17 protein-coding genes and 1 pseudogene are annotated in these 18,595 nt (G+C 68.4%); 7 read left to right on the forward strand and 11 right to left on the reverse strand.

Annotated elements, in window-relative coordinates; translation table 11 throughout:
- Nucleotides 1–42 precede the first annotated feature (42 nt).
- The 6 genes from kdpE to kdpF are packed head-to-tail and all read right to left on the reverse strand — an operon-like array spanning nucleotide 43 to nucleotide 8,019.
- Nucleotides 43–735, reverse strand: a complete 693-nt coding sequence (gene kdpE, locus ABID97_RS01005; RefSeq protein ID WP_354396731.1) for a two-component system response regulator KdpE — start codon at nucleotides 733–735, stop codon at nucleotides 43–45.
- A gap of 4 nt (nucleotides 736–739) precedes the next feature.
- Nucleotides 740–3,484, reverse strand: coding sequence for a DUF4118 domain-containing protein (locus ABID97_RS01010; RefSeq protein ID WP_354396732.1), 2,745 nt, complete (start codon nucleotides 3,482–3,484; stop codon nucleotides 740–742).
- Between the two features lie 13 nt (nucleotides 3,485–3,497).
- On the reverse strand, nucleotides 3,498–4,079 hold the full coding sequence (gene kdpC / locus ABID97_RS01015) for a potassium-transporting ATPase subunit KdpC (RefSeq protein WP_354396733.1): 582 nt from the start codon (nucleotides 4,077–4,079) through the stop codon (nucleotides 3,498–3,500).
- Nucleotides 4,080–4,092: 13 nt separating this feature from the next.
- Entirely contained in the window at nucleotides 4,093–6,183 is a 2,091-nt protein-coding gene (gene kdpB / locus ABID97_RS01020; protein ID WP_354396734.1) for a potassium-transporting ATPase subunit KdpB, read from the reverse strand.
- 11 nt (nucleotides 6,184–6,194) lie between these two features.
- A complete protein-coding gene (kdpA, locus tag ABID97_RS01025) occupies nucleotides 6,195–7,919 on the reverse strand; it encodes a potassium-transporting ATPase subunit KdpA (RefSeq protein ID WP_354396735.1) in 1,725 nt (574 codons plus the stop codon).
- A 1-nt stretch (nucleotide 7,920) separates the two neighbouring features.
- Complete coding sequence (gene kdpF, locus ABID97_RS01030; RefSeq protein WP_354396736.1) at nucleotides 7,921–8,019, reverse strand: K(+)-transporting ATPase subunit F; 99 nt, start codon at nucleotides 8,017–8,019, stop codon at nucleotides 7,921–7,923.
- A gap of 286 nt (nucleotides 8,020–8,305) precedes the next feature.
- Between kdpF and ABID97_RS01035 the strand changes: the two genes are divergently transcribed.
- Together ABID97_RS01035 and ABID97_RS01040 are read left to right on the forward strand one after the other, a co-directional pair.
- Nucleotides 8,306–8,977, forward strand: coding sequence for a helix-turn-helix transcriptional regulator (locus ABID97_RS01035; RefSeq protein ID WP_354396737.1), 672 nt, complete (start codon nucleotides 8,306–8,308; stop codon nucleotides 8,975–8,977).
- A 34-nt stretch (nucleotides 8,978–9,011) separates the two neighbouring features.
- Nucleotides 9,012–9,594, forward strand: a pseudogene (locus ABID97_RS01040) (superoxide dismutase).
- Between the two features lie 22 nt (nucleotides 9,595–9,616).
- Here the strand turns inward: ABID97_RS01040 and ABID97_RS01045 are convergent.
- A complete protein-coding gene (locus ABID97_RS01045; protein WP_354396738.1) occupies nucleotides 9,617–9,994 on the reverse strand; it encodes a VOC family protein in 378 nt (125 codons plus the stop codon).
- Nucleotides 9,995–10,191: 197 nt separating this feature from the next.
- On the opposite strand from ABID97_RS01045, the gene ABID97_RS01050 reads away from it, so the two are divergent.
- Nucleotides 10,192–11,181 carry a Bug family tripartite tricarboxylate transporter substrate binding protein gene (locus ABID97_RS01050; RefSeq protein WP_354396739.1) on the forward strand — a complete coding sequence of 330 codons (990 nt, stop codon included), beginning with the start codon at nucleotides 10,192–10,194 and terminating at the stop codon, nucleotides 11,179–11,181.
- Between the two features lie 39 nt (nucleotides 11,182–11,220).
- On the opposite strand, the gene ABID97_RS01055 is transcribed toward ABID97_RS01050, so the two are convergent.
- From ABID97_RS01055 to ABID97_RS01070, 4 genes are all read right to left on the reverse strand, one after another.
- Entirely contained in the window at nucleotides 11,221–11,478 is a 258-nt protein-coding gene (locus ABID97_RS01055) for a hypothetical protein (RefSeq protein ID WP_028260197.1), read from the reverse strand.
- A 31-nt stretch (nucleotides 11,479–11,509) separates the two neighbouring features.
- Complete coding sequence (locus tag ABID97_RS01060; protein WP_354396740.1) at nucleotides 11,510–12,274, reverse strand: SDR family NAD(P)-dependent oxidoreductase; 765 nt, start codon at nucleotides 12,272–12,274, stop codon at nucleotides 11,510–11,512.
- 64 nt (nucleotides 12,275–12,338) lie between these two features.
- Nucleotides 12,339–12,809, reverse strand: a complete 471-nt coding sequence (locus ABID97_RS01065; RefSeq protein WP_354396741.1) for a hypothetical protein — start codon at nucleotides 12,807–12,809, stop codon at nucleotides 12,339–12,341.
- Nucleotides 12,806–13,576 (reverse strand): Crp/Fnr family transcriptional regulator, encoded by a 771-nt coding sequence (locus tag ABID97_RS01070; protein WP_354396742.1) that lies wholly within the window; start codon nucleotides 13,574–13,576, stop codon nucleotides 12,806–12,808. The genes ABID97_RS01065 and ABID97_RS01070 overlap by 4 nt, the downstream gene beginning before the upstream one ends.
- Before the next feature lie 84 nt (nucleotides 13,577–13,660).
- Between ABID97_RS01070 and ABID97_RS01075 the strand changes: the two genes are divergently transcribed.
- From ABID97_RS01075 to ABID97_RS01090, 4 genes are all read left to right on the forward strand, one after another.
- Nucleotides 13,661–15,616 (forward strand): AMP-dependent synthetase/ligase, encoded by a 1,956-nt coding sequence (locus ABID97_RS01075; RefSeq protein ID WP_354396743.1) that lies wholly within the window; start codon nucleotides 13,661–13,663, stop codon nucleotides 15,614–15,616.
- Nucleotides 15,613–16,398, forward strand: a complete 786-nt coding sequence (locus ABID97_RS01080) for an ABC transporter ATP-binding protein (RefSeq protein WP_354396744.1) — start codon at nucleotides 15,613–15,615, stop codon at nucleotides 16,396–16,398. Before ABID97_RS01075 ends, ABID97_RS01080 begins: the two co-directional genes overlap by 4 nt.
- A 164-nt stretch (nucleotides 16,399–16,562) precedes the next feature.
- Nucleotides 16,563–17,492, forward strand: a complete 930-nt coding sequence (locus ABID97_RS01085) for a branched-chain amino acid ABC transporter permease (protein ID WP_354396745.1) — start codon at nucleotides 16,563–16,565, stop codon at nucleotides 17,490–17,492.
- Between the two features lie 3 nt (nucleotides 17,493–17,495).
- Nucleotides 17,496–18,560, forward strand: a complete 1,065-nt coding sequence (locus tag ABID97_RS01090; RefSeq protein ID WP_354396746.1) for a branched-chain amino acid ABC transporter permease — start codon at nucleotides 17,496–17,498, stop codon at nucleotides 18,558–18,560.
- The last annotated feature ends 35 nt before the right edge of the window (nucleotides 18,561–18,595 follow it).

Genomic DNA, 18,595 nt, shown 5'->3' on the forward strand with positions numbered 1-18,595 from the left:
GGTGAGGGCCGTGTGCCTTCGATAAAGCGCGGAATCTGGAAACTAAACCACCAACCGATACCCCACCGCGGTCTCCGTCAGCAGATGCCGCGGCTGCGCCGGATCGGCCTCCAGCTTCTGCCGCAGATGCCCCATGTAGATGCGCAAATAGTGGCTCTGGTCCGTGTGCGACGGGCCCCACACCTCGCGCAGCAGCTGGCGCTGCGTGAGCACGCGGCCGGCGTTGGCGACGAGCACGGAAAGCAGCCGGTACTCGGTCGGCGTCAGGTGCACCTCGGCGCCCGTGCGTCGCACGATGCGGGCGGCGCGGTCCAGCTCGACCTCGCCGAAGCGGAACAGCGCTTCCGCCGGTTCGTCCCCGCCGGCCGTGCGCGGGCGGCGCAGGTTGGCGCGCACGCGTGCCAGCAGCTCGCCGGTGCCGAATGGCTTGGTCAGGTAATCGTCGGCGCCGGCATCGAGCGCGGCGATCTTGTCGACCTCGTCGCTGCGGGCCGAGAGCACGATGATCGGCACGGCCGACCAACCGCGCACATCGCGGATCAGCGACACGCCGTCGCCATCGGGCAGGCCGAGGTCGAGCACCAGCAGGTCGGGCTGCCGCGTGCCGGCCGCGGCCAGGCCATCGCGCAGCGTGCCGGCCTCGTGCACCAGCCAGCCCTCGGCCTCGAGCGCACCGCGCACGAAGCGGCGGATCTGCGGTTCGTCCTCGATGACGATGGCGGTGGGGGATGGCATGGGTTCAGAGTTGTGCTTCGGCCGGTTCCGGTGGCGCGCGGCGCGGCAACGTGACGGTGAATTCTGCACCGCCGCCTTGCGCATTGGCGGCCGCAACCTGGCCGCCGTGCGCGCTCACCACGGCCCGGCAGATGGCCAGGCCCAGGCCCACGCCCGGCTTGGCCGACTCGGGTTCGCCGCGCGTGAACTTGTCGAACAGCTTCTGCGCGCGGCCGAGCAGCGCCGCGGGCAGGCCCGGGCCGTGGTCGCGCACCGTGAGCACCAGCGCGGCAGCCTCGGCCCGCGCGCCGACCACGATGGGCGGGGCGCCGTACTTGGCGGCGTTCTCGATCAGGTTGACCAGCACGCGTTCGATCAGCACGGCATCGAACTCGACCAGCGGAAGGTCGGCATCGAGCGCGGTCTGCACCACGCGGCCGCCGAGCGCGGTGCGCGCCGCGCGAATGGCCGAACCCACCACTTCCTCGATCGACTGCCAATCGCGGCGCAGGTTCACCGCGCCGCCCGCCATGCCGCTTTCGAGCCGCGCCATGTCCAGCAGGTTGTTGACCAGCGCATGCAGCTCATGCGCCTGGGCGACGATGGCGCGTGCGGCTTCGGCATGCGCCGCGGGCGGCGATGACTGCAACGATTCGGCGAGCGCGATCAGCGCGGTGAGCGGCGTGCGCACGTCGTGCGAGATGGCGCCGAGCAGCGCGTTGCGCAGGCGCTCCGATTCCATCTCGACCACGGCCTGCTGCGCCACCTCGACGTAGTGCACGCGCTCCAGCGCGATCGCGATCTGCCGCGCCAGCGTGTCGAGCTGCTGCGCCTGCTCGGGAATCAGCAGCCAGCGCGGATGGGCCGGTGAGAGCGCGAGCACGCCGCGCACGCGCATGGGTGCCTTGAGCGGCACGTAGTGCCAGGGCTGGGCGGCGAGCGTGGCGGTGGCCAGGCCCGCCGGCTGGCCATGGCGGAAGGCCCAGTCGGCCACCTGCGCATCGAAACCCTCGGGTGGGTTTTCAGGCATCACGAGCTGGTCGGCCGCATCGGTGACCAGCACCAGGGCATGGCCGCCGAAATGGCCCTGCACCGCGGCAGCGCCCAGCGCCACGACCTGCGTGCTCTCCAGCGCCGCCGAGAGTTCGCGCGCGAGCTCGAACAGCGAGCGGGCGCGCCGCTCGCGGCTGGTCGACACGCCAGCCGCAAAGCGCAGCCCCGCCATGAGCTGGCCCACCAGCAGGCCCACGCCGAGCATGATCGCGAAGGTCAGCACGTACTGCACGTCGCTCACCGCGAACGACAGGCGCGGCGGCACGAAGAAATAGTCGAAGGCCGCCACGTTGAGCAGGGCCGCAAGCGCCGAGGGCCCGCGGCCGAAGCGCATGGCCACGCCGATCACGCCCAGCAGCAGCAGCATCACGATGTTGGACAGCTCCAGCACGCTGGCCAGCGGCGTGCACACCAGCGTGAGCGCCACGCTGGCGGCCGCGGCCCAGGCGTAGCCCGGCCAATGCATGGGCGCTTTCTCGTGGCCGCCCTCGTCGGCACGCAGCCCCTGGATGGCGGCGCGCGAAAGGCGCCGCGAACTGTCGGCACGGCCCACCTCCAGGATGTCGAGCGCGGGCGCGCGCTGCGCCAGCGCGTGCGCAAGCGGCACGCGCGTGCCGGGCCACCAGCGGCGCCAGCCCTCCAGGGGCACGGAGCGCCCCAGCACCAGCGTCGCGCAGTTGAGTCGCTGCGCCTGCCCGGCCAGCTGCCCGGCCACGTCGGAACCCGTGAGCACCGCAGTGGCCGCGCCCAGTTCCTCGGCGAGCTTGAGCACCGCGAGGATGCGGTCGCGCTCTGCGGCGGCCAGCCGTTGCAGGCGCGGCGTCTCGACATACGCCGCATGCCAGCGCACATTGAGCTGGCCGGCAAGGCGCGCGGCGGTGCGCACCGTTTGTGCGGCACCCTCGTGCGGCCCGACGCACGCGAGGATGGCGCCCGAGGTGTTCCAGGCCTGCAGCCCGGGGCCTTCGCCATGGCCGGCCGCGCCCGACTGCTCGATGCGCCAGCCGCGCACGTCGTCTTCCACGTGTTCGGCCGTGCGGCGCAACGCAATCTCGCGCAGCGCGATCAGGTTGCCCTTGCGGAAGAAGTTCTGCGCGGCGCGCTCGGCTTGCTGCGGCAGGTACACCTTGCCGGCCGCGAGTCGCGCGGTGAGCTCGTCGGGCGTGACGTCGACCAGCACCACCTCGTCGGCTTCGTCGAGCACGGTGTCGGGCACCGTCTCGTGCACCCGCACGCCGGTGATGGCGCCCACCGTGCCGTTGAGGCTTTCGAGGTGCTGCACGTTGAGCGCGGACCAGACCTCGATGCCCGCGGCCAGCAGCTCCTGCACGTCCTGCCAGCGCTTGGCATGGCGGGATCCGGGCGCGTTGGTGTGGGCCAGCTCGTCCACCAGCAGCACGGCGGGCTTGCGCGCCAGGGCCGCGTCGAGGTCGAACTCGGCCAGTGTGCGGCCCCGATGGTCCACCTCGCGCAGCGGCAGCACGTCGAGGCCGGCGAGCAGCGCCGCGGTTTCGCGCCGGCCGTGCGTTTCGGCCACGCCGACCAGCAGGTCGCGTCCCGCCGCACGTTCGCGCTGCGCGGCGCTGAGCATGGCCCAGGTCTTGCCCACACCGGCACTCGCGCCGAAATAGATGCGCAGCTTGCCGCGCCGGGCGCGCGCCGCATCGCTGCGCAGCTGCGCCAGCAGGGCATCGGGGTCGGGGCGGACGTCTTGCATGGGGTGGCGCAGGTTATCGCATCGGCCCGTTCCCATCGAGCGCGAGGTTCAATGCCAGCACGTTGACCCGCGGCTCGCCCAGCACGCCCCACAGCGGCGCCTCTGTATGGGCCGCGACCAGCGCGTTCACCTGTTCGAGCGGCACGCCCCGCGCGCGCGCCACCCGCGCCGCCTGGTAGCGCGCGGCGGCGGGGCTGATGTCGGGATCGAGCCCGCTGGCCGACGCCGTGACGAGATCGACCGGCACCGCTGCGGTGTTGCCGGGGTCGGCGGTGCGCAGGGCCTCGATGCGCGTCTTGACGGCATCCACGAGCGCCGGATTGAGCGGCCCCAGGTTCGAGCCGCCCGAGGCGCTCGCGTTGTAGGGCTGCGGCGCGGTGGCCGAGGGGCGGCCCCAGAAATGCTTCGGATCGCTGAAGTTCTGGCCGATGAGCCTGGAGCCGACGGTGTTGCCGCCCTGCTCGACCAGGCTTCCGGCCGCCTGCGATGGGAAGAGCGCCTTGGCGGCGCCGGTGACGGCGACCGGATAGACGAGGCCGGTGAGCGCACCCAGCAGCGCAAAGAGCACGAGCGCGGGACGGACGATTCGGTTCATGGTCGACAACTCCTCAGACAAGATGCATGGCAACGAGCAGCCCGTCGATCAGCTTGATGCCGATGAACGGAACCAGCAGGCCGCCCAGGCCATAGATGGCGAGATTGCGGCGCAGCAGCGCGGCGGCGCCGACCGGCCGGTAGCGCACGCCCTTGAGCGCGAGCGGAATCAGAAAGACGATGACCAGCGCATTGAAGATCACGGCCGCGAGGATCGCCGACGAGGGGCTGGCGAGCCGCATCACGTTGAGTGCGCCGAGCTGCGGATAGGTCGAGACGAAGATCGCGGGAATGATCGCGAAGTACTTCGCCACGTCGTTCGCAATCGAGAAAGTGGTGAGCGAACCGCGCGTCATCAAGAGCGCCTTGCCGGTTTCCACCACCTCCAGCAGCTTGGTCGGGTTCGAGTCCAGGTCGACCATGTTGCCGGCCTCCTTGGCCGCCTGCGTGCCGCTGCCCATGGCCACCGCCACGTCGGCCTGCGCGAGGGCGGGCGCATCGTTGGTGCCGTCGCCAGTCATCGCGACCAGCCGGCCTTCGGACTGGTACTTGCGGATCAGCGCCAGCTTGTCTTCGGGCGTGGCCTCGGCCAGGAAGTCGTCCACGCCCGCCTCGGCCGCGATGGCCGCGGCCGTGAGCCTGTTGTCGCCGGTGATCATCACGGTCTTGATGCCCATGCGGCGCAGTTCGGCAAAGCGCTCCCTGATGCCGGTCTTGACGATGTCCTTGAGCTCGACCACGCCGAGCACGCGGGCGCCTTCCGACACGGCCAGCGGCGTGCTGCCGCGGCGCGCGGTGTCGTCGGCTGCGCGCAGCACCTCGGCCGGCATCGCGCCGCCGAGCGACTCCACGTGGCGGCGCACTGCATCGACCGCGCCCTTGCGCATCAGGACGGCGCCGTCGCTGCCCGGTGCGGCCGGCAGGTCGACGCCGCTCATGCGGGTCTGCGCGGTGAAGGGCACGAAGCGAGCGCCATCCACCGGCTTCGCGTCGGTGCCGTCGCGTCGCGCGAGATCGACGATGCTGCGGCCCTCGGGCGTCTCGTCGGCCAGCGACGCGAGCATGGCCGCGCGCGCCAGCCGGCTCTTCGCAACGCCGGGCGCGGGCAGGAAAGCGCTGGCCTGGCGGTTGCCGTGCGTGATGGTGCCGGTCTTGTCCAGCAGCAGCACGTCGACGTCGCCGGCCGCTTCCACGGCGCGGCCCGAGGTGGCGATCACGTTGGCCTGCATCATGCGGCTCATGCCGGCCACGCCCACGGCCGAGAGCAGGCCGCCGATGGTGGTGGGGATCAGGCACACCAGGAGCGCCACCAGCGCGGTGAGCGACACCACGGTGCCCGCCCCCGCGGCCTTCACGCTGAAGAGCGAGAACGGAAGCAGCGTGACGGTGACCATCAGGAACACGAGCGTGAGCGCCACCAGGAGGATGGTGAGCGCGATCTCGTTGGGCGTCTTGTGGCGCTTGGCGGCTTCGACCATGCCGATCATGCGGTCCAGGAAAGACTCGCCGGGATTGACCGAGATGCGCACCACCAGCCAGTCGGACAGCACCCGCGTGCCGCCGGTCACGGCCGAGAAGTCGCCGCCCGATTCGCGCACCACGGGCGCCGATTCGCCGGTGATCGCGCTCTCGTCGACCGCGGCCACGCCTTCGATCACTTCGCCGTCGAGCGGGATCACGTCGCCCGTTTCGACCAGTACGACATCGCCCTTGCGCAGGTTGGGCGCCTGCTCCGGGAGCCACTGGCCGCCGTGATGCGGTTCCTGCAGCTTCTTGGCCCAGGTGTCCTTGCGCAGCCCGCGCAACGACGCGGCCTGCGCCTTGCTGCGGCCCTCTGCCAAGGCTTCCGCGAAGTTGGCGAACAGCACGGTGAACCACAGCCAGATGGTGATGGCCAGCACGAACGCGGGCTTCATGCCCGTGTCGCCGGGAAAGTTCAGCGAATGCACCCAGAGCAGCGTGGTCAGGATGCTGCCGATGTAGACGATGAACATCACCGGGTTGCGCCATTGGGTGCGAGGGCCCAGCTTGGCGAAGGCGCTCCACAGTGCGGGCCTGAGCAGTGCCGCATCGAGCAGCGAGAGCGAGGTCTTGGTGTTTGCCATGGTGCGCGCCTTCACTTCCAGAGCACGAGGTGCTCGACGACCGGGCCCAGGGCCAACGCCGGCACATAGTTGAGCAGGCCGACCAGCAGCACGGTGCCGATCAGCAGCGAGACGAACAGCGGCCCGTGCGTGGGCAGCGTGCCGCCGGTGACCGGCAGGCGCTGCTTGGCCGCGAGCGAGCCGGCAATCGCCAGCACCGGCACGATGACCGCGAAGCGCCCGAGCCACATCGCCAGGCCGAGCAGGCCGTTGTAGAACGGCGTGTTGGCCGAGAGGCCCGCGAAGGCGCTGCCATTGTTGTTGGCGGCCGAGCTCAGCGCATAGAGGACTTCCGAGAAGCCATGCGCGCCGGGGTTGGCGATGCCCGCCTTGCCGGCGCCGGCCATCAGCGCCACCGCGGTGCCGGCCAGCACCAGCACCGGCGTGACCAGGATCGCGATGGAGATCAGCTTCATCTCGCGCACCTCGATCTTCTTGCCGAGGTACTCGGGCGTGCGGCCGATCATCAGCCCCGCGATGAACACCGCGAGCATCGCGAAGATCAGCATGCCGTAGAGGCCGCTGCCCACGCCGCCGAACACCACCTCGCCGAGCTGCATCAGCACCATCGGCACCATGCCGCCGAGCGGGGTGAAGGAGTCGTGCATGGCGTTCACCGCGCCGCACGAGGCCGCGGTGGTGATGGCGGCAAAGAGCGCCGAGGCGTCGATGCCGAAGCGCACTTCCTTGCCTTCCATGTTGCCGCCGCCTTGCAGCGCGCTGGCAACCTGGTCGACCCCCAGCGAGGCCAGCAGCGGATTGCCGGCCTGCTCGGCAGGCATGAGCACCATGACCGCGGCGACGAACATCGCCGCCATGGCCGCGAGCACCGCCCAGCCCTGGCGCCGGTCGCCCACCACGCGGCCGAACGCCAGGCACAGGGCCGCCGGGATCAGGAAGATCGCGATCATCTGCAGCAGGTTGCTGAACGCGGTCGGGTTCTCGAAAGGATGCGCCGAGTTGGCATTGAAGAAGCCGCCGCCGTTGGTGCCGATCATCTTGATGGCCTCCTGCGAGGCGACCGGGCCCATGGCGATGGTCTGCCCGCTCGCCGAGGCCTCGACCGTGTGCACGGCCTCGTAGGGGTCGAAGTTCTGGATCACGCCCTGGCCCACGAAGAGCAGCGCGAGCACGAACGAGAGCGGCACCAGCAGCCACAGCGTGATGCGCGTGAGGTCGGCCCAGAAGTTGCCGACCAGGCCACGGCCTTTGCCGTCGCCGCGGCGCGCGAAACCGCGGATCAGCACGAAGGCCACCGCGATGCCCGTCGCGGCCGAGAAGAAGTTCTGCACCGTGAACCCGAGCATCTGGGTGAGATAGCTCATGGTCGATTCGCCGCCGTAGCCCTGCCAGTCGGTGTTGGAGACAAAGCTCACCGCGCTGTTGAAGGCCGAGTCGGGCGACACCGCCCCCATGGCCGCGGGGTTCAGCGGCAACGCGCCCTGCAGGCGCTGCAGCGCGTAGAGAAAGACGGCACCCAGCGTGTTGAAGGCCAGCAGCGCGAGCGCATAGGCCCGCCAGTGCATCGATGTTCCGGGCTCGGTGCCGGCAAGCCTGTAGAGCGGCGCCTCGATGCGCTGCATCCAGCGCGGCAGGCGCTCGTCGCACAAGGCGGCCAGGAGCTTGCCGGCGGGCCAGGCCAGCAACACGAGTGCAACGAGGAAAACGGCCAGCAACGATCCGGCGGAGGCGGTCATGTCAGAACTCCTCGGCGCAGATCAATGCGAACACCAGGTACGCGAACAGCACCACGGCGATCAAGGCGCCGAAGCCATAGAGAGCGTCGAGGCTGATCACGGCCGTTCTCCCGCGCCGGCTTTCGAGGCGCCGAGCCGGTCGAGCCCGGCGGCCATGGCCGCCACCAACGCCCACAACGCCAACAGGGCGCCCATCCAGACGAAATCCATTCATCGCTCCTCGATCAAGACAAGGCCTCGAGTCTCGGCAGCCACCCGTAAAAACGGGGAACAGAGTCGCCTGCAACGCATAAAGAAACCGTAAAGGCGGCGCTGTTTTTCGAAGTGCTCGACAAGGGTTCCGGCGCGCCTCGATAATCAAAGAAACATCTTTGATAAATATGAGGATGACCTCCCGCCCCCTCGATGCCGAACCCGCCGCGATGCCGCACCACCCGCCGGCGGACCGCATCCTGTCCACGCTCAAGACACGCGGCGCGCTGGGCATTCCCGACCTGGCCAGGGTGCTCGACGTCACGGTGGAAGCCGTGCGCCAGCAGATGGCCAGGCTGCAGGCCGACGGGCTGGTCGATGCCGGGAGCCGTCCGGCGGGCCGTGGGCGGCCGGTGAAGATCTGGCGCCTCACCGCTGTGGGCCACGCCCGCTTTCCCGACACGCACGCCGAGATGACCGTGCAGATGATCAGCGCCGTGGTCCGCGTGTTCGGCGAGGCGGGCATGGACCAGCTCATCGGCGTGCGCGAGCAGGCCATGCGGGACAACTACAGCAAGGCCCTGCGCGGCGCGCGCAGCCTCGGCGCCAAACTCGCGCGGCTGGCGGACATCCGCAGCCGCGAGGGCTACATGGCCGAGTCCAGGCCCGAGGGCGACGGCTTTCTCTTCATCGAGAACCACTGCCCCATCTGCACCGCGGCGCGGGCCTGCACGGGCTTTTGCCGCAGCGAGCTCCAGCTCTTCGGCGAAGTGCTGGGGCCGGGCGTGCGCGTGAGCCGCGTCGAGCATGTGCTCGCAGGTGCGCGGCGCTGCGCCTACCAGGTGAGCCCCCAGCGCGCGCCCTGACCCGATTTCTCAACCCAGAAGGAAAGACCCCACCATGGAACACACCCTCCCGCCCCTGCCGTACGCGCTCGACGCGCTGGCACCCGAGTACTCGAAGGGAAACCCTCGAGTACCACTACGGCAAGCACCACAACGCCTACGTGGTGAACCTCAACAACCTGCAAAAGGGCACCGAGTTCGAGTCGATGCCCCTGGAAGACATCGTCAGGAAGTCCAGCGGCGGCATCTACAACAACGCCGCCCAGATCTGGAACCACACCTTCTTCTGGAACTGCATGAAGCCCCAGGGCGGCGGCGCTCCCACGGGCGCGCTGGCCAAGGCCATCGAAGCCAAGTGGGGCAGCTACGACGCCTTCAAGGAAGCGTTCGTGAAGTCGGCCGTGGGCAACTTCGGCTCGGGCTGGACCTGGCTGGTGAAGAAGGCCGACGGTTCGGTGGACATCGTGAACATGGGCGCGGCCGGCACGCCGCTGACCACCGGCGACACGCCGGTGCTGACGGTGGACGTCTGGGAGCACGCCTACTACATCGACTACCGCAACCTGCGCCCCAAGTTTGTCGAGACCTTCCTGGCCAGGCTGGTCAACTGGGACTTCGCCGCCAGGAACTTCGGCTGACCGCCGCGCGGGCGGCAGCGCCTCAATCGTTCGTGAGGTTGAGGATGTTGCCGTCCGGGTCCTTGAACCAGGCGACCTTCATCTTGTCCATGACGTGCACGTCGCCTTCGAGCTGGGCACCGGGCATGTCGTAGTGCTCGAAGCGCACGCCCTTGTCCCTGAGCGCCGCCACGATGCGCTCGATGTCCCCGCCCACCGCCCACGTCACGGCCGTGGCCTGGTTGGTGCCGGCATACGAAGACTGGTAGACATTGATACGGCTGTTACCGCTGCGATAGGCGATCAGGTCCTCGCAATCGGTGTCGGCCGGCGAGAGGCCCAGCGTGCCTTCGTAGAAGCGGCGGGCCGCGCCAAGGTCTTTCACCGCGAGGTTGGCCACGGCGTTGATGTTTCCGAGCATGGCGGTCTCCTGTGTGGATGGACTCTCATCTTCTGCGCCGCACCGGGCATGTCAAGCCGCCGCTACCCGATAGGGCCCCCATCGCGAACGAAGAAAACCCCTCGCGCGCGCCTGCGGCACACTGCACCCTTGGTGCAGTGCCCGGCGAAGTCCGAGGCCCGCCCCGCCGATCCGCCCTCCGATACAGAGACAAATCCATGATCCGCAAATTCACCCGCTCGCTGGCCCTCGGGCTCGCGCTTCCCCTCGCGCTTTCCGCCACGTTCACCACGGCAGCCCATGCGCAGGCCTATCCCGCCAAGCCCGTGCGCATGATCGTGCCGTTCCCGCCCGGCGGCGGCACGGACATCCTGGCGCGCCTGGTGGCGCAGAAGCTCACCGAGGCCAACCACTGGACCGTGGTGCCCGACAACCGCGGCGGCGCCGGCGGCACCATCGGCATTGCCGAGGCCGCGCGTGCCGCGCCCACGGGCTACGACATCGTGATGGGCCAGAAGGACAACATGGTCGTCGCGCCCTGGCTCTACAAGAACCTGAGCTACAACCCGGTGAAGGACCTCACGGCCGTGGCCCATGTGGCCTACACGCCGGTGGTGATCGTCACGCAGGCCAACTCGAAGTTCAAGACGCTGAACGACGTGGTGACCGCCGCGCGCGCCGCACCCGACACCATCACCTACGGCTCGCCCGGCAACGGCACCACCATCCACCTGGCCGGCGAGATCTTCAACGGCGCGGCGCAGATCAAGATGCGCCACGTGCCCTACAAGGGCTCCAACGCCGCGATGATGGACGTGCTCGCGGGCAACGTCGACCTGATGGTGTCGTCGGTGCCGTCGGCGCTCGCGCAGATCAAGGCGGGCAAGCTGCGCCCGCTGGCCGTGACCTCGGCCAAGCGCAGCACCTCGCTGCCCGACACGCCCACGGTGGCCGAGCTCGGCTACAAGGGCTTCGACGTGTCGACCTGGTACGGCCTCTTCGTGCCCGCGAAGACGCCGAAGGACGTGGTCGCCACGCTGAATGCCGAAGTCAACAAGCTGCTGGCCACGCCGGAAATGAAGGCCGCCATCGTCGCCCAGGGCGCCGAACCGCAAGGCATGACGCCGGAGCAGTTCGAGACGCTCCTGAAGACCGACTACGAGAAGTGGAAGGGCATCGTGCAAGCCTCGGGCGCGACCATCGAATAGGCGTCGGGTATCGCGATATCGGTTGGGAAACTCAAGCGGTCAGTCCGGCGTGAACTTCTTGTTGAAGATGTCCACGTCCGATGCCAGCTCGAAGGTCGCCACCTGCCCCATCTTGCCGTCGCTGAGGCGGCAGGCGGAGAACAGGCTGTAGCGGCCCTTGAAGTAGAACTCGTCCATCACGATCAGCGCGTAGGGGTACGGCACGAAGACCTGGTGTTCGAAGATGACGCGGTGCACGTTCCTCGGTGAAGGAAAGAGCTTGTAGTCGCTGGTGTCGATCGACTTTGCGGTGGCCATGTGCTTTGCGCTCGTTTCTTTGGGGTGCGGTTCAGGCGGGGTCGCGCACGTCGGCCACGGGGTTGCTGCCAAAGTCCGCGCGCGCCAGGTAGCCGAGCACCTTGGCCGCCGCGGTGTCGGGGCTGTCGAGCAGGCCGTCGTTCTTCAGCCGCTCGAAGCGTGCGCGGTCCGGAAACTTGTCGGCCGATGCGCCGCGCAGCTGCACCTGCATGTCGGTGTCGATCACGCCGGGCGCGAGCGAGACGATGCGCGCGCCGTTCGGTGCGCCGGCCTCCTCGAGCGCCACGGCGCGCGAGAAGTGGTCCATGCCAGCCTTGGCCGCGCAGTAGGGCGCCTGGCTCGCCATGGCGTTGCGGCCGAGGCCCGACGAAATGTTCAGCACCTTGCGCACGCAGCGCCATTCGCGCGTGGCGCCGAGGAACGCGGACGCGAGCAGCATCGGCGCTTCCAGGCCGATGCGCAACGCGAGCGACAGCTCGCCCGCGGCGGCACGCGCGAGCGGCGCGGGATTGCCCACGGTGCCGGCGTTGTTGATCAGGGTCACGCTGTCGAAGCGCTGGCCATCGAGCGTTCCGAGCCACGCCGACAAGCGCGCCGATGCGGCCACGGGGTCCGACAGGTCCTGTTCCCACTGGATGAGCTCGGCGCCGGCTTTTTTCGCCAATGCCGCGAGCTGCGGATCCTGCCGGCGCGACATGCCGAGCACCATGTGGCCCGCTTGCAGCAGCTGTGCGGCCATGGCATGGCCGAGGCCGCGCGAGGCGCCGGTGATGAGGGTGAGATGGGAAGCGGTCATCGGGAGCGTCTTTCTGGAACGAAGGCAGGGAGGGTAAGTCGGTTCGGCGGCACGCGGGGCGTGCTCAGCCGCCGCGGAATTGCTTGCGCAGGAAAGCCCGGTGGCGCGCGATGTGCTGCAGCTGCGCGGGCGCGATGGTGCCGCCCAGGTCGACCTCGTCGGCGCCGTTGAGCACCGCATTGGCATGGGCCATGGCACGCGCCACCACCTCTTCCTCGGCCACGCCGAGTTGCGCTGCAAGATCGAGCGCCACGCGGCGCATCGCGCGCTGCGAGAGCATCCACATCGCGCCGAAGCGGTCCCAGGCGAGGGCGGCCTCGTCGGCCTTCTGGCGTTCGGCCAGGATCTCGGCGAGCGGCTTGGCGAGCACGGCGTCGAGCGTGTCGATCTTCTCGGCGAGCATCTCGTTGCGCGCCATGGCCTCCTCGAGCGTGGGCCCGGCCTCGGCAGCCCTGGCCTTCGGCGGCTCGGGCGGCGGAACATAGGCCGCCTCGGCATTCGCGGGAACGATCTGGATCTGGTCTTGAAGGCTCATGAGGTTTCCGTTTCCGGTGCAGTGTTCTTCTTGTTCGACATCGCGGTCGCGCGCAGGCCCGGCAGGTCGAGCACGCGCAGCCCACCGTACTCCACGCGGATCAACCCTTGCGCCGACAGGCCGTTGAGCGCCTCGTTGACGCGCTGGCGCGAGAGGCCGACCAGGTAGGCCAGCTCCTGCTGCGTGATGCGCAGCACCTCGCCCACGCCCGGGTACAGCACCGGGTTGAACAGCGACACCAGGTTGCGCGCCACGCGCGCGTCGGGGTTGTTGAGCCGGTCGATCTCCAGCGCCGCGATGAACTGGCCGAGCCGCTCGTTGAGCTGGTTCATCACGAAGCGGTTGAAGCCGATCGAATGATCGAGCAGCCAGTGGAAGCTCTCGATCGGCAGGCCCGCCACCACGCTGCGCCGCAGCGCCTGGATGTTGTAGCGGTAGGGCTCGCGCTTCATCACCGTGCCTTCGCCGAACCAGCCGCCGGGCGGTATGCCGGCGTAGGTGACGGAGCCGCCGTCCGCGTTGTCGTTGCTCATCTTGAGCAGCCCCTCGACCACGCCGAACCAATAGGTCGGCGAACGGCCGACGCGGCAGACGAGGTCGCCGACCTCGGCCTCGCCCACCACGATCGCGGCCTCGGCACGGCGGCGCTCCGCCGGCGTGAGCGTGAGCAGCCAGGGAATGCCGTCGAGCTCGGCGGCATTGGGGACGCGCACGCGGTCCTTGATCGAACCGCCGAGCACGCCGTGCTGTGAATTGCCGTGAGGCATCGGGAAACTCCGGGGAGTAGTGTCCCTAGGATTGTCGTTGGAACGACAACCCAACGTCAAAGTGGGGCCTACGATCCGCCCACTGTGCAAACCACCGCCCCCACCTTTCCCCGTCTGCTGCTCGCCCATGCGCAGGCCCGTCCCGAGGCGCCCGCCATCCGCGAGAAGGACCTCGGCATCTGGCAAACCTGGAACTGGAGCGCCGTGGCGCAGGAGGTGCGCGAGGTTGCGTGCGGCCTGGCGAGCATGGGCTTCAAGGCCTTCGACAACCTGGCCATCGTGGGCGCCAACCGCCCGCACCTGTACATGGCCGTGATCGCCGCGCAGAGCCTGCGCGGCGTGCCGGTGCCGCTCTACCAGGACGCGGTGGCCGGCGAGATGGTCTTCATGCTGCAGGACGCGAGCATCGAGTTCGTGATCGTCGAGGACCAGGAGCAGGTCGACAAGCTGCTCGAGTGCCGCGAACTCCAGAAGGGCCAGCAGGCGAGCATCCGCCACATCATCTACGACGACCCCAAGGGCCTGCGCCACTACGACCAGCCCGGCCTCATGAGCTACGAGCGGCTGCGCGAACTGGGCCGCGAATTCGACAAGGCCCACGTCGGTGCCTACGACCGCGCGGTGGCGAGCGGGGAGGCCGCCGACGTCGGCGTCATCCTCTACACCTCGGGCACCACGGGCCGCCCCAAGGGCGTGTGCCAGACGCATGCGAGCTTCATCGCCGCGGGCCGCGGCGGCGTGGAGACCGACAAGCTCGGCCCCGGCGACAACATCATGAGCTACCTGCCGATGGCCTGGGTCGGCGACCACCTGTTCTCGGTGGCGCAGTGGCTGGTGGGCGGCTTCACGCTCAACTGCCCCGAGTCGTCCGAAACGGTGATGAACGACATGCGCGAGATCGGCCCGAGCTATTACTTCGGACCGCCGCGCACCTTCGAAGGCCTGCTCACGGCCGTGTCGATCCGCATGGAAGACGCGGCCGCGCCCAAGCGCTGGCTGTATGCGAAGTTCATGGCGCTCGCGCAGCGCGTGGGCGCCGACATCCTCAATGGCGCGCCCGTGGGCACGGGCGACCGGCTGATGTACGGCCTTGGCAACCTGTTCGTCTACGGGCCGCTGCGCAACGTGCTGGGCATGAGCCGCATCCGCGTGGCCTACACGGCCGGCGCCGCCATCGGGCCCGACCTGTTCCGCTTCTACCGCTCCATCGGCGTGAACCTGAAGCAGTTCTACGGCCAGACCGAGACCTGCGCCTATGTGTGCCTGCAGCAGGACGGCAAGGTCAAGCTGCAGACGGTCGGCACCGCGGCGCCGGGCATCGAACTCAAGATCGCGGACGACGGCGAGGTGCTGGTGCGCGGCGTGTCGGTGCTCAAGGAATACTACAAGCGCCCCGACGCCACGGCCGAGGTGCTCGACGCCGACGGCTACTTCCATACCGGCGATGCGGGCGTGCTCGACAGCGAGGGCCACCTGCGCATCATCGACCGCGCCAAGGACGTGGGACGGCTCGCGAGCGGCGCGATCTTTGCGCCCAACTACATCGAGAACAAGCTCAAGTTCTTTCCGCAGATCAAGGAAGCCGTGTGCTTCGGCAACGCACGCGACGAGGTCTGCGCGGCCATCAACATCGACTTCGAGGCGGTGGGCAACTGGGCCGAGCGCCGCGGGCTGGCCTACGGCGGCTACGTCGACCTGGCCGGCAAGCCCGAGGTGCTGGCACTGATCGGCGAATGCATCGCCAAGGTGAATGCCGACCTCGCCACCGAAGACGGCATGGGCGAGACGCAGGTCGCGCGCTTCCTCGTGCTGCACAAGGAGCTCGACCCCGACGACGACGAGCTCACCCGCACGCGCAAGGTGCGGCGCGGCTTCATCGCCGAGAAATACGCGGTGCTGGTCAGCGCGCTCTACGGTGGCAAGACCGAGCAGTACATCGAGACCCAGGTCAAGTTCGAGGACGGGCGCACCGGTATGGTCAGCGCCACGCTGAAGATCGTCGAAGCCAGGACCTTCCCCATCGTGAAGGCCGCCGCATGAGCAGCAGAAAAGTCGGCGACGTCATCCTCGACGTGCAGAACATCTCCTTGAGCTTCGGCGGCGTGAAGGCGCTGACGGACATCAGCTTCAACGTGCGCGAGCACGAGGTGCGGGCGATCATCGGCCCCAACGGCGCGGGCAAGAGCTCGATGCTCAACTGCATCAACGGCGTGTACTGGCCGCAGCAGGGCTCCATCAGCTTCCGCGGCCAGACCTTCAAGCACATGAACTCGCGCCAGGTGGCCGAGATGGGTGTGGCGCGCACGTTCCAGAACCTGGCCCTGTTCAAGGGCATGAGCGTGCTCGACAACATCATGACGGGGCGCAACCTCAAGATGAAGAGCGGCCTGTTCGCACAGGCCTTGCGCTGGGGTCCGGCCGAACGCGAGGAGCTGCAGCACCGCGAGTTCGTCGAGCACATCATCGACTTCCTCGAGATCCAGGCGCACCGCAAGACGCCCGTGGGCCGCCTGCCCTACGGCCTGCAGAAGCGCGTCGACCTGGGCCGCGCGCTGGCAATGGAGCCGCAGGTGCTGCTGCTGGACGAACCCATGGCCGGCATGAACGTGGAAGAGAAGCAGGACATGAGCCGCTTCATCCTGGACGTGAACGACGAGTTCGGCGCCACCATCGTCCTCATCGAGCACGACATGGGCGTGGTGATGGACATCTCCGACCGCGTGGTGGTGCTGGACTACGGCAAGAAGATCGGCGACGGCACACCGGACGAAGTGCGCAACAACGAAGACGTGATCCGGGCCTACCTGGGTGTGGAGCACTGACGCCATGCCCGACACGACCCTGACGCATTGCTCCTTCCCCTCTCGGGGGAAGGCTGGGATGGGGGCACGACAGCCCTCGCCGGACCGCTGCGCCTCAACAGGCGCCGCATGCCCCCACCCCAACCCTCCCCCGGAAGGGGAGGGAGAAAGACAAAGACACTGACATGGGCTTTTTCCTCGAAACCCTCTTCGGCGGCCTCATGGTCGGCATGCTCTATTCGCTGATCGCCATTGGCTTCGTGCTGATCTACAAGGCCTCGGGCGTTTTCAACTTTGCGCAGGGCGCCATGGTGCTGTTCGCGGCGCTGGCCATGGCGCGCTTCGCCGAATGGTTCCCGCTGTGGTTCGGCTTCCAGAGCCAGGTGCTCGCGAACATCCTGGCCTTCGTCGCCGCGATGGGCGTGATGGTGATCGTGGCCTGGCTGATCGAGCGGCTCGCGCTCAGCAAGCTGGTGAACCAGGAAGGCATCACGCTGCTGATGGCCACGCTGGGCATCGCCTACTTCCTGGACGGCGTGGGCCAGACGATCTTCGGCAACGACATCTACAAGATCGATGTCGGCATGCCCAAGGAACCGCTGATGGTGCTGCAAGGCACCTTTCCGGGCGGCCTGCTGCTGAGCCAGGAAGACCTGGTGGCCGCATTGGTGTCGGCCGGGCTGGTGGTGGTGCTGGCCATCTTCTTCCAGAAGACCGCGACCGGCCGGGCCCTGCGCGCCGTGGCCGACGACCACCAGGCCGCGCAGTCGATCGGCATTCCGCTCAAGCGCATCTGGGTGATCGTGTGGTCGGTGGCCGGCTTCTCGGCGCTGGTGGCCGGCGTCATCTGGGGATCGAAGCTGGGCGTGCAGTTCTCGCTCTCGCTGGTCGCGCTGAAGGCGCTGCCGGTGGTGATCCTCGGCGGCCTCACGTCGATCCCGGGCGCCATCATCGGCGGCCTCCTGATCGGCGTGGGCGAGAAGCTTTCTGAAATCTATCTCGGCCCCATGCTCGGTGGCGGCATCGAGATCTGGTTCGCCTACGTTCTTGCATTGGTCTTCCTGCTCGTGCGGCCCCAGGGGCTGTTCGGTGAAAAGATCATCGATCGGGTCTGAAAGATGTTCTACAGAGAAAACGGCCAATTCAAGTCGAGCTACCGCGCCGACCAGCAGATCTTTCCGATCGCGCAGGACCGCATCGCCATCCTGGTGTTGCTGCTCGTGGCGTTCATCGTGGTGCCGCTGGGCGTGTCCGACTACTGGATGCGCGCCATCCTCACGCCCTTCCTGATCCTGTCGCTCGCGGCGTTGGGGCTCAACATCCTGGTCGGCTACTGCGGGCAGATCTCGCTGGGCACCGGCGCGTTCATGGCCGTGGGCGCCTACGCGGCCTACAACTTCCAGGTGCGCATCGACGGCATGCCGCTGATCGCCTCGCTGCTGCTGGGCGGCTTCTGCGCCACGGTGATCGGCGTGCTGTTCGGCATTCCGAGCCTGCGCATCAAGGGCCTCTACCTTGCGGTGGCCACGCTGGCGGCGCAGTTCTTCACCGACTGGGCGTTCCTGCGCATCCAGTGGTTCACCAACAATTCGTCCTCGGGATCGGTGAGCGTCGCGGGGCTCAACGTGTTCGGCGTGCCGATCGAATCGCCGGTGCAGAAGTATCTGTTCTGCCTGGTCTTCGTGGTGGTGTTCGCGCTGCTCGCCAAGAACCTGGTGCGCAGCGCCATCGGCCGCGAGTGGATGGCGATGCGCGACATGGACGTGGCCGCCGCGGTGATCGGCATCCGGCCGGTGTACGCCAAGCTCACGGCCTTTGCGGTCAGCAGCTTCATCGTCGGCGTGGCGGGCGCGCTGTGGGGCTTCATCCACCTGGGCGCCTGGGAGCCGGCGGCGTTCAGCATCGACCGCTCGTTCCAGCTGCTGTTCATGGTGATCATCGGCGGGCTCGGCTCGATCATGGGGAGCTTCTTCGGCGCCGCGTTCATCGTGCTGCTGCCGCTCTTCCTGAACCAGCTGCCGGGATGGCTGGGCTTCTCGATCTCGACCGCGCTGGCCTCGCACCTGGAGACCATGATCTTCGGCGCACTGATCGTGTTCTTCCTGATTGTCGAACCCCACGGCCTCGCACGGCTGTGGTCGACGGGCAAGGAGAAGTTGCGGCTCTGGCCCTTCCCCCACTGATTTTCCGTTCGTCAAAACCGGCACTGAGGTGCCCA

It is taken from the genome of Variovorax sp. OAS795 (assembly GCF_040546685.1).
Lineage (GTDB): Bacteria > Pseudomonadota > Gammaproteobacteria > Burkholderiales > Burkholderiaceae_C > Variovorax.

What these genes read in the sequence shown, in the direction of transcription:
- kdpE (WP_354396731.1), bottom strand. Translation starts at nt 735, where the DNA reads ATGCCATCCCCCACCGCCATCGTCATCGAGGACGAACCGCAGATCCGC.
- kdpA (WP_354396735.1), bottom strand. Translation starts at nt 7,919, where the DNA reads ATGACCGCCTCCGCCGGATCGTTGCTGGCCGTTTTCCTCGTTGCACTC.
- ABID97_RS01080 (WP_354396744.1), top strand. Translation starts at nt 15,613, where the DNA reads ATGAGCAGCAGAAAAGTCGGCGACGTCATCCTCGACGTGCAGAACATC.
- ABID97_RS01045 (WP_354396738.1), bottom strand. Translation starts at nt 9,994, where the DNA reads ATGCTCGGAAACATCAACGCCGTGGCCAACCTCGCGGTGAAAGACCTT.
- ABID97_RS01085 (WP_354396745.1), top strand. Translation starts at nt 16,563, where the DNA reads ATGGGCTTTTTCCTCGAAACCCTCTTCGGCGGCCTCATGGTCGGCATG.
- ABID97_RS01050 (WP_354396739.1), top strand. Translation starts at nt 10,192, where the DNA reads ATGATCCGCAAATTCACCCGCTCGCTGGCCCTCGGGCTCGCGCTTCCC.
- ABID97_RS01055 (WP_028260197.1), bottom strand. Translation starts at nt 11,478, where the DNA reads ATGGCCACCGCAAAGTCGATCGACACCAGCGACTACAAGCTCTTTCCT.
- ABID97_RS01070 (WP_354396742.1), bottom strand. Translation starts at nt 13,576, where the DNA reads ATGCCTCACGGCAATTCACAGCACGGCGTGCTCGGCGGTTCGATCAAG.
- ABID97_RS01090 (WP_354396746.1), top strand. Translation starts at nt 17,496, where the DNA reads ATGTTCTACAGAGAAAACGGCCAATTCAAGTCGAGCTACCGCGCCGAC.
- kdpB (WP_354396734.1), bottom strand. Translation starts at nt 6,183, where the DNA reads ATGGCAAACACCAAGACCTCGCTCTCGCTGCTCGATGCGGCACTGCTC.
- ABID97_RS01035 (WP_354396737.1), top strand. Translation starts at nt 8,306, where the DNA reads ATGACCTCCCGCCCCCTCGATGCCGAACCCGCCGCGATGCCGCACCAC.
- kdpC (WP_354396733.1), bottom strand. Translation starts at nt 4,079, where the DNA reads ATGAACCGAATCGTCCGTCCCGCGCTCGTGCTCTTTGCGCTGCTGGGT.
- ABID97_RS01065 (WP_354396741.1), bottom strand. Translation starts at nt 12,809, where the DNA reads ATGAGCCTTCAAGACCAGATCCAGATCGTTCCCGCGAATGCCGAGGCG.
- ABID97_RS01060 (WP_354396740.1), bottom strand. Translation starts at nt 12,274, where the DNA reads ATGACCGCTTCCCATCTCACCCTCATCACCGGCGCCTCGCGCGGCCTC.
- ABID97_RS01010 (WP_354396732.1), bottom strand. Translation starts at nt 3,484, where the DNA reads ATGCAAGACGTCCGCCCCGACCCCGATGCCCTGCTGGCGCAGCTGCGC.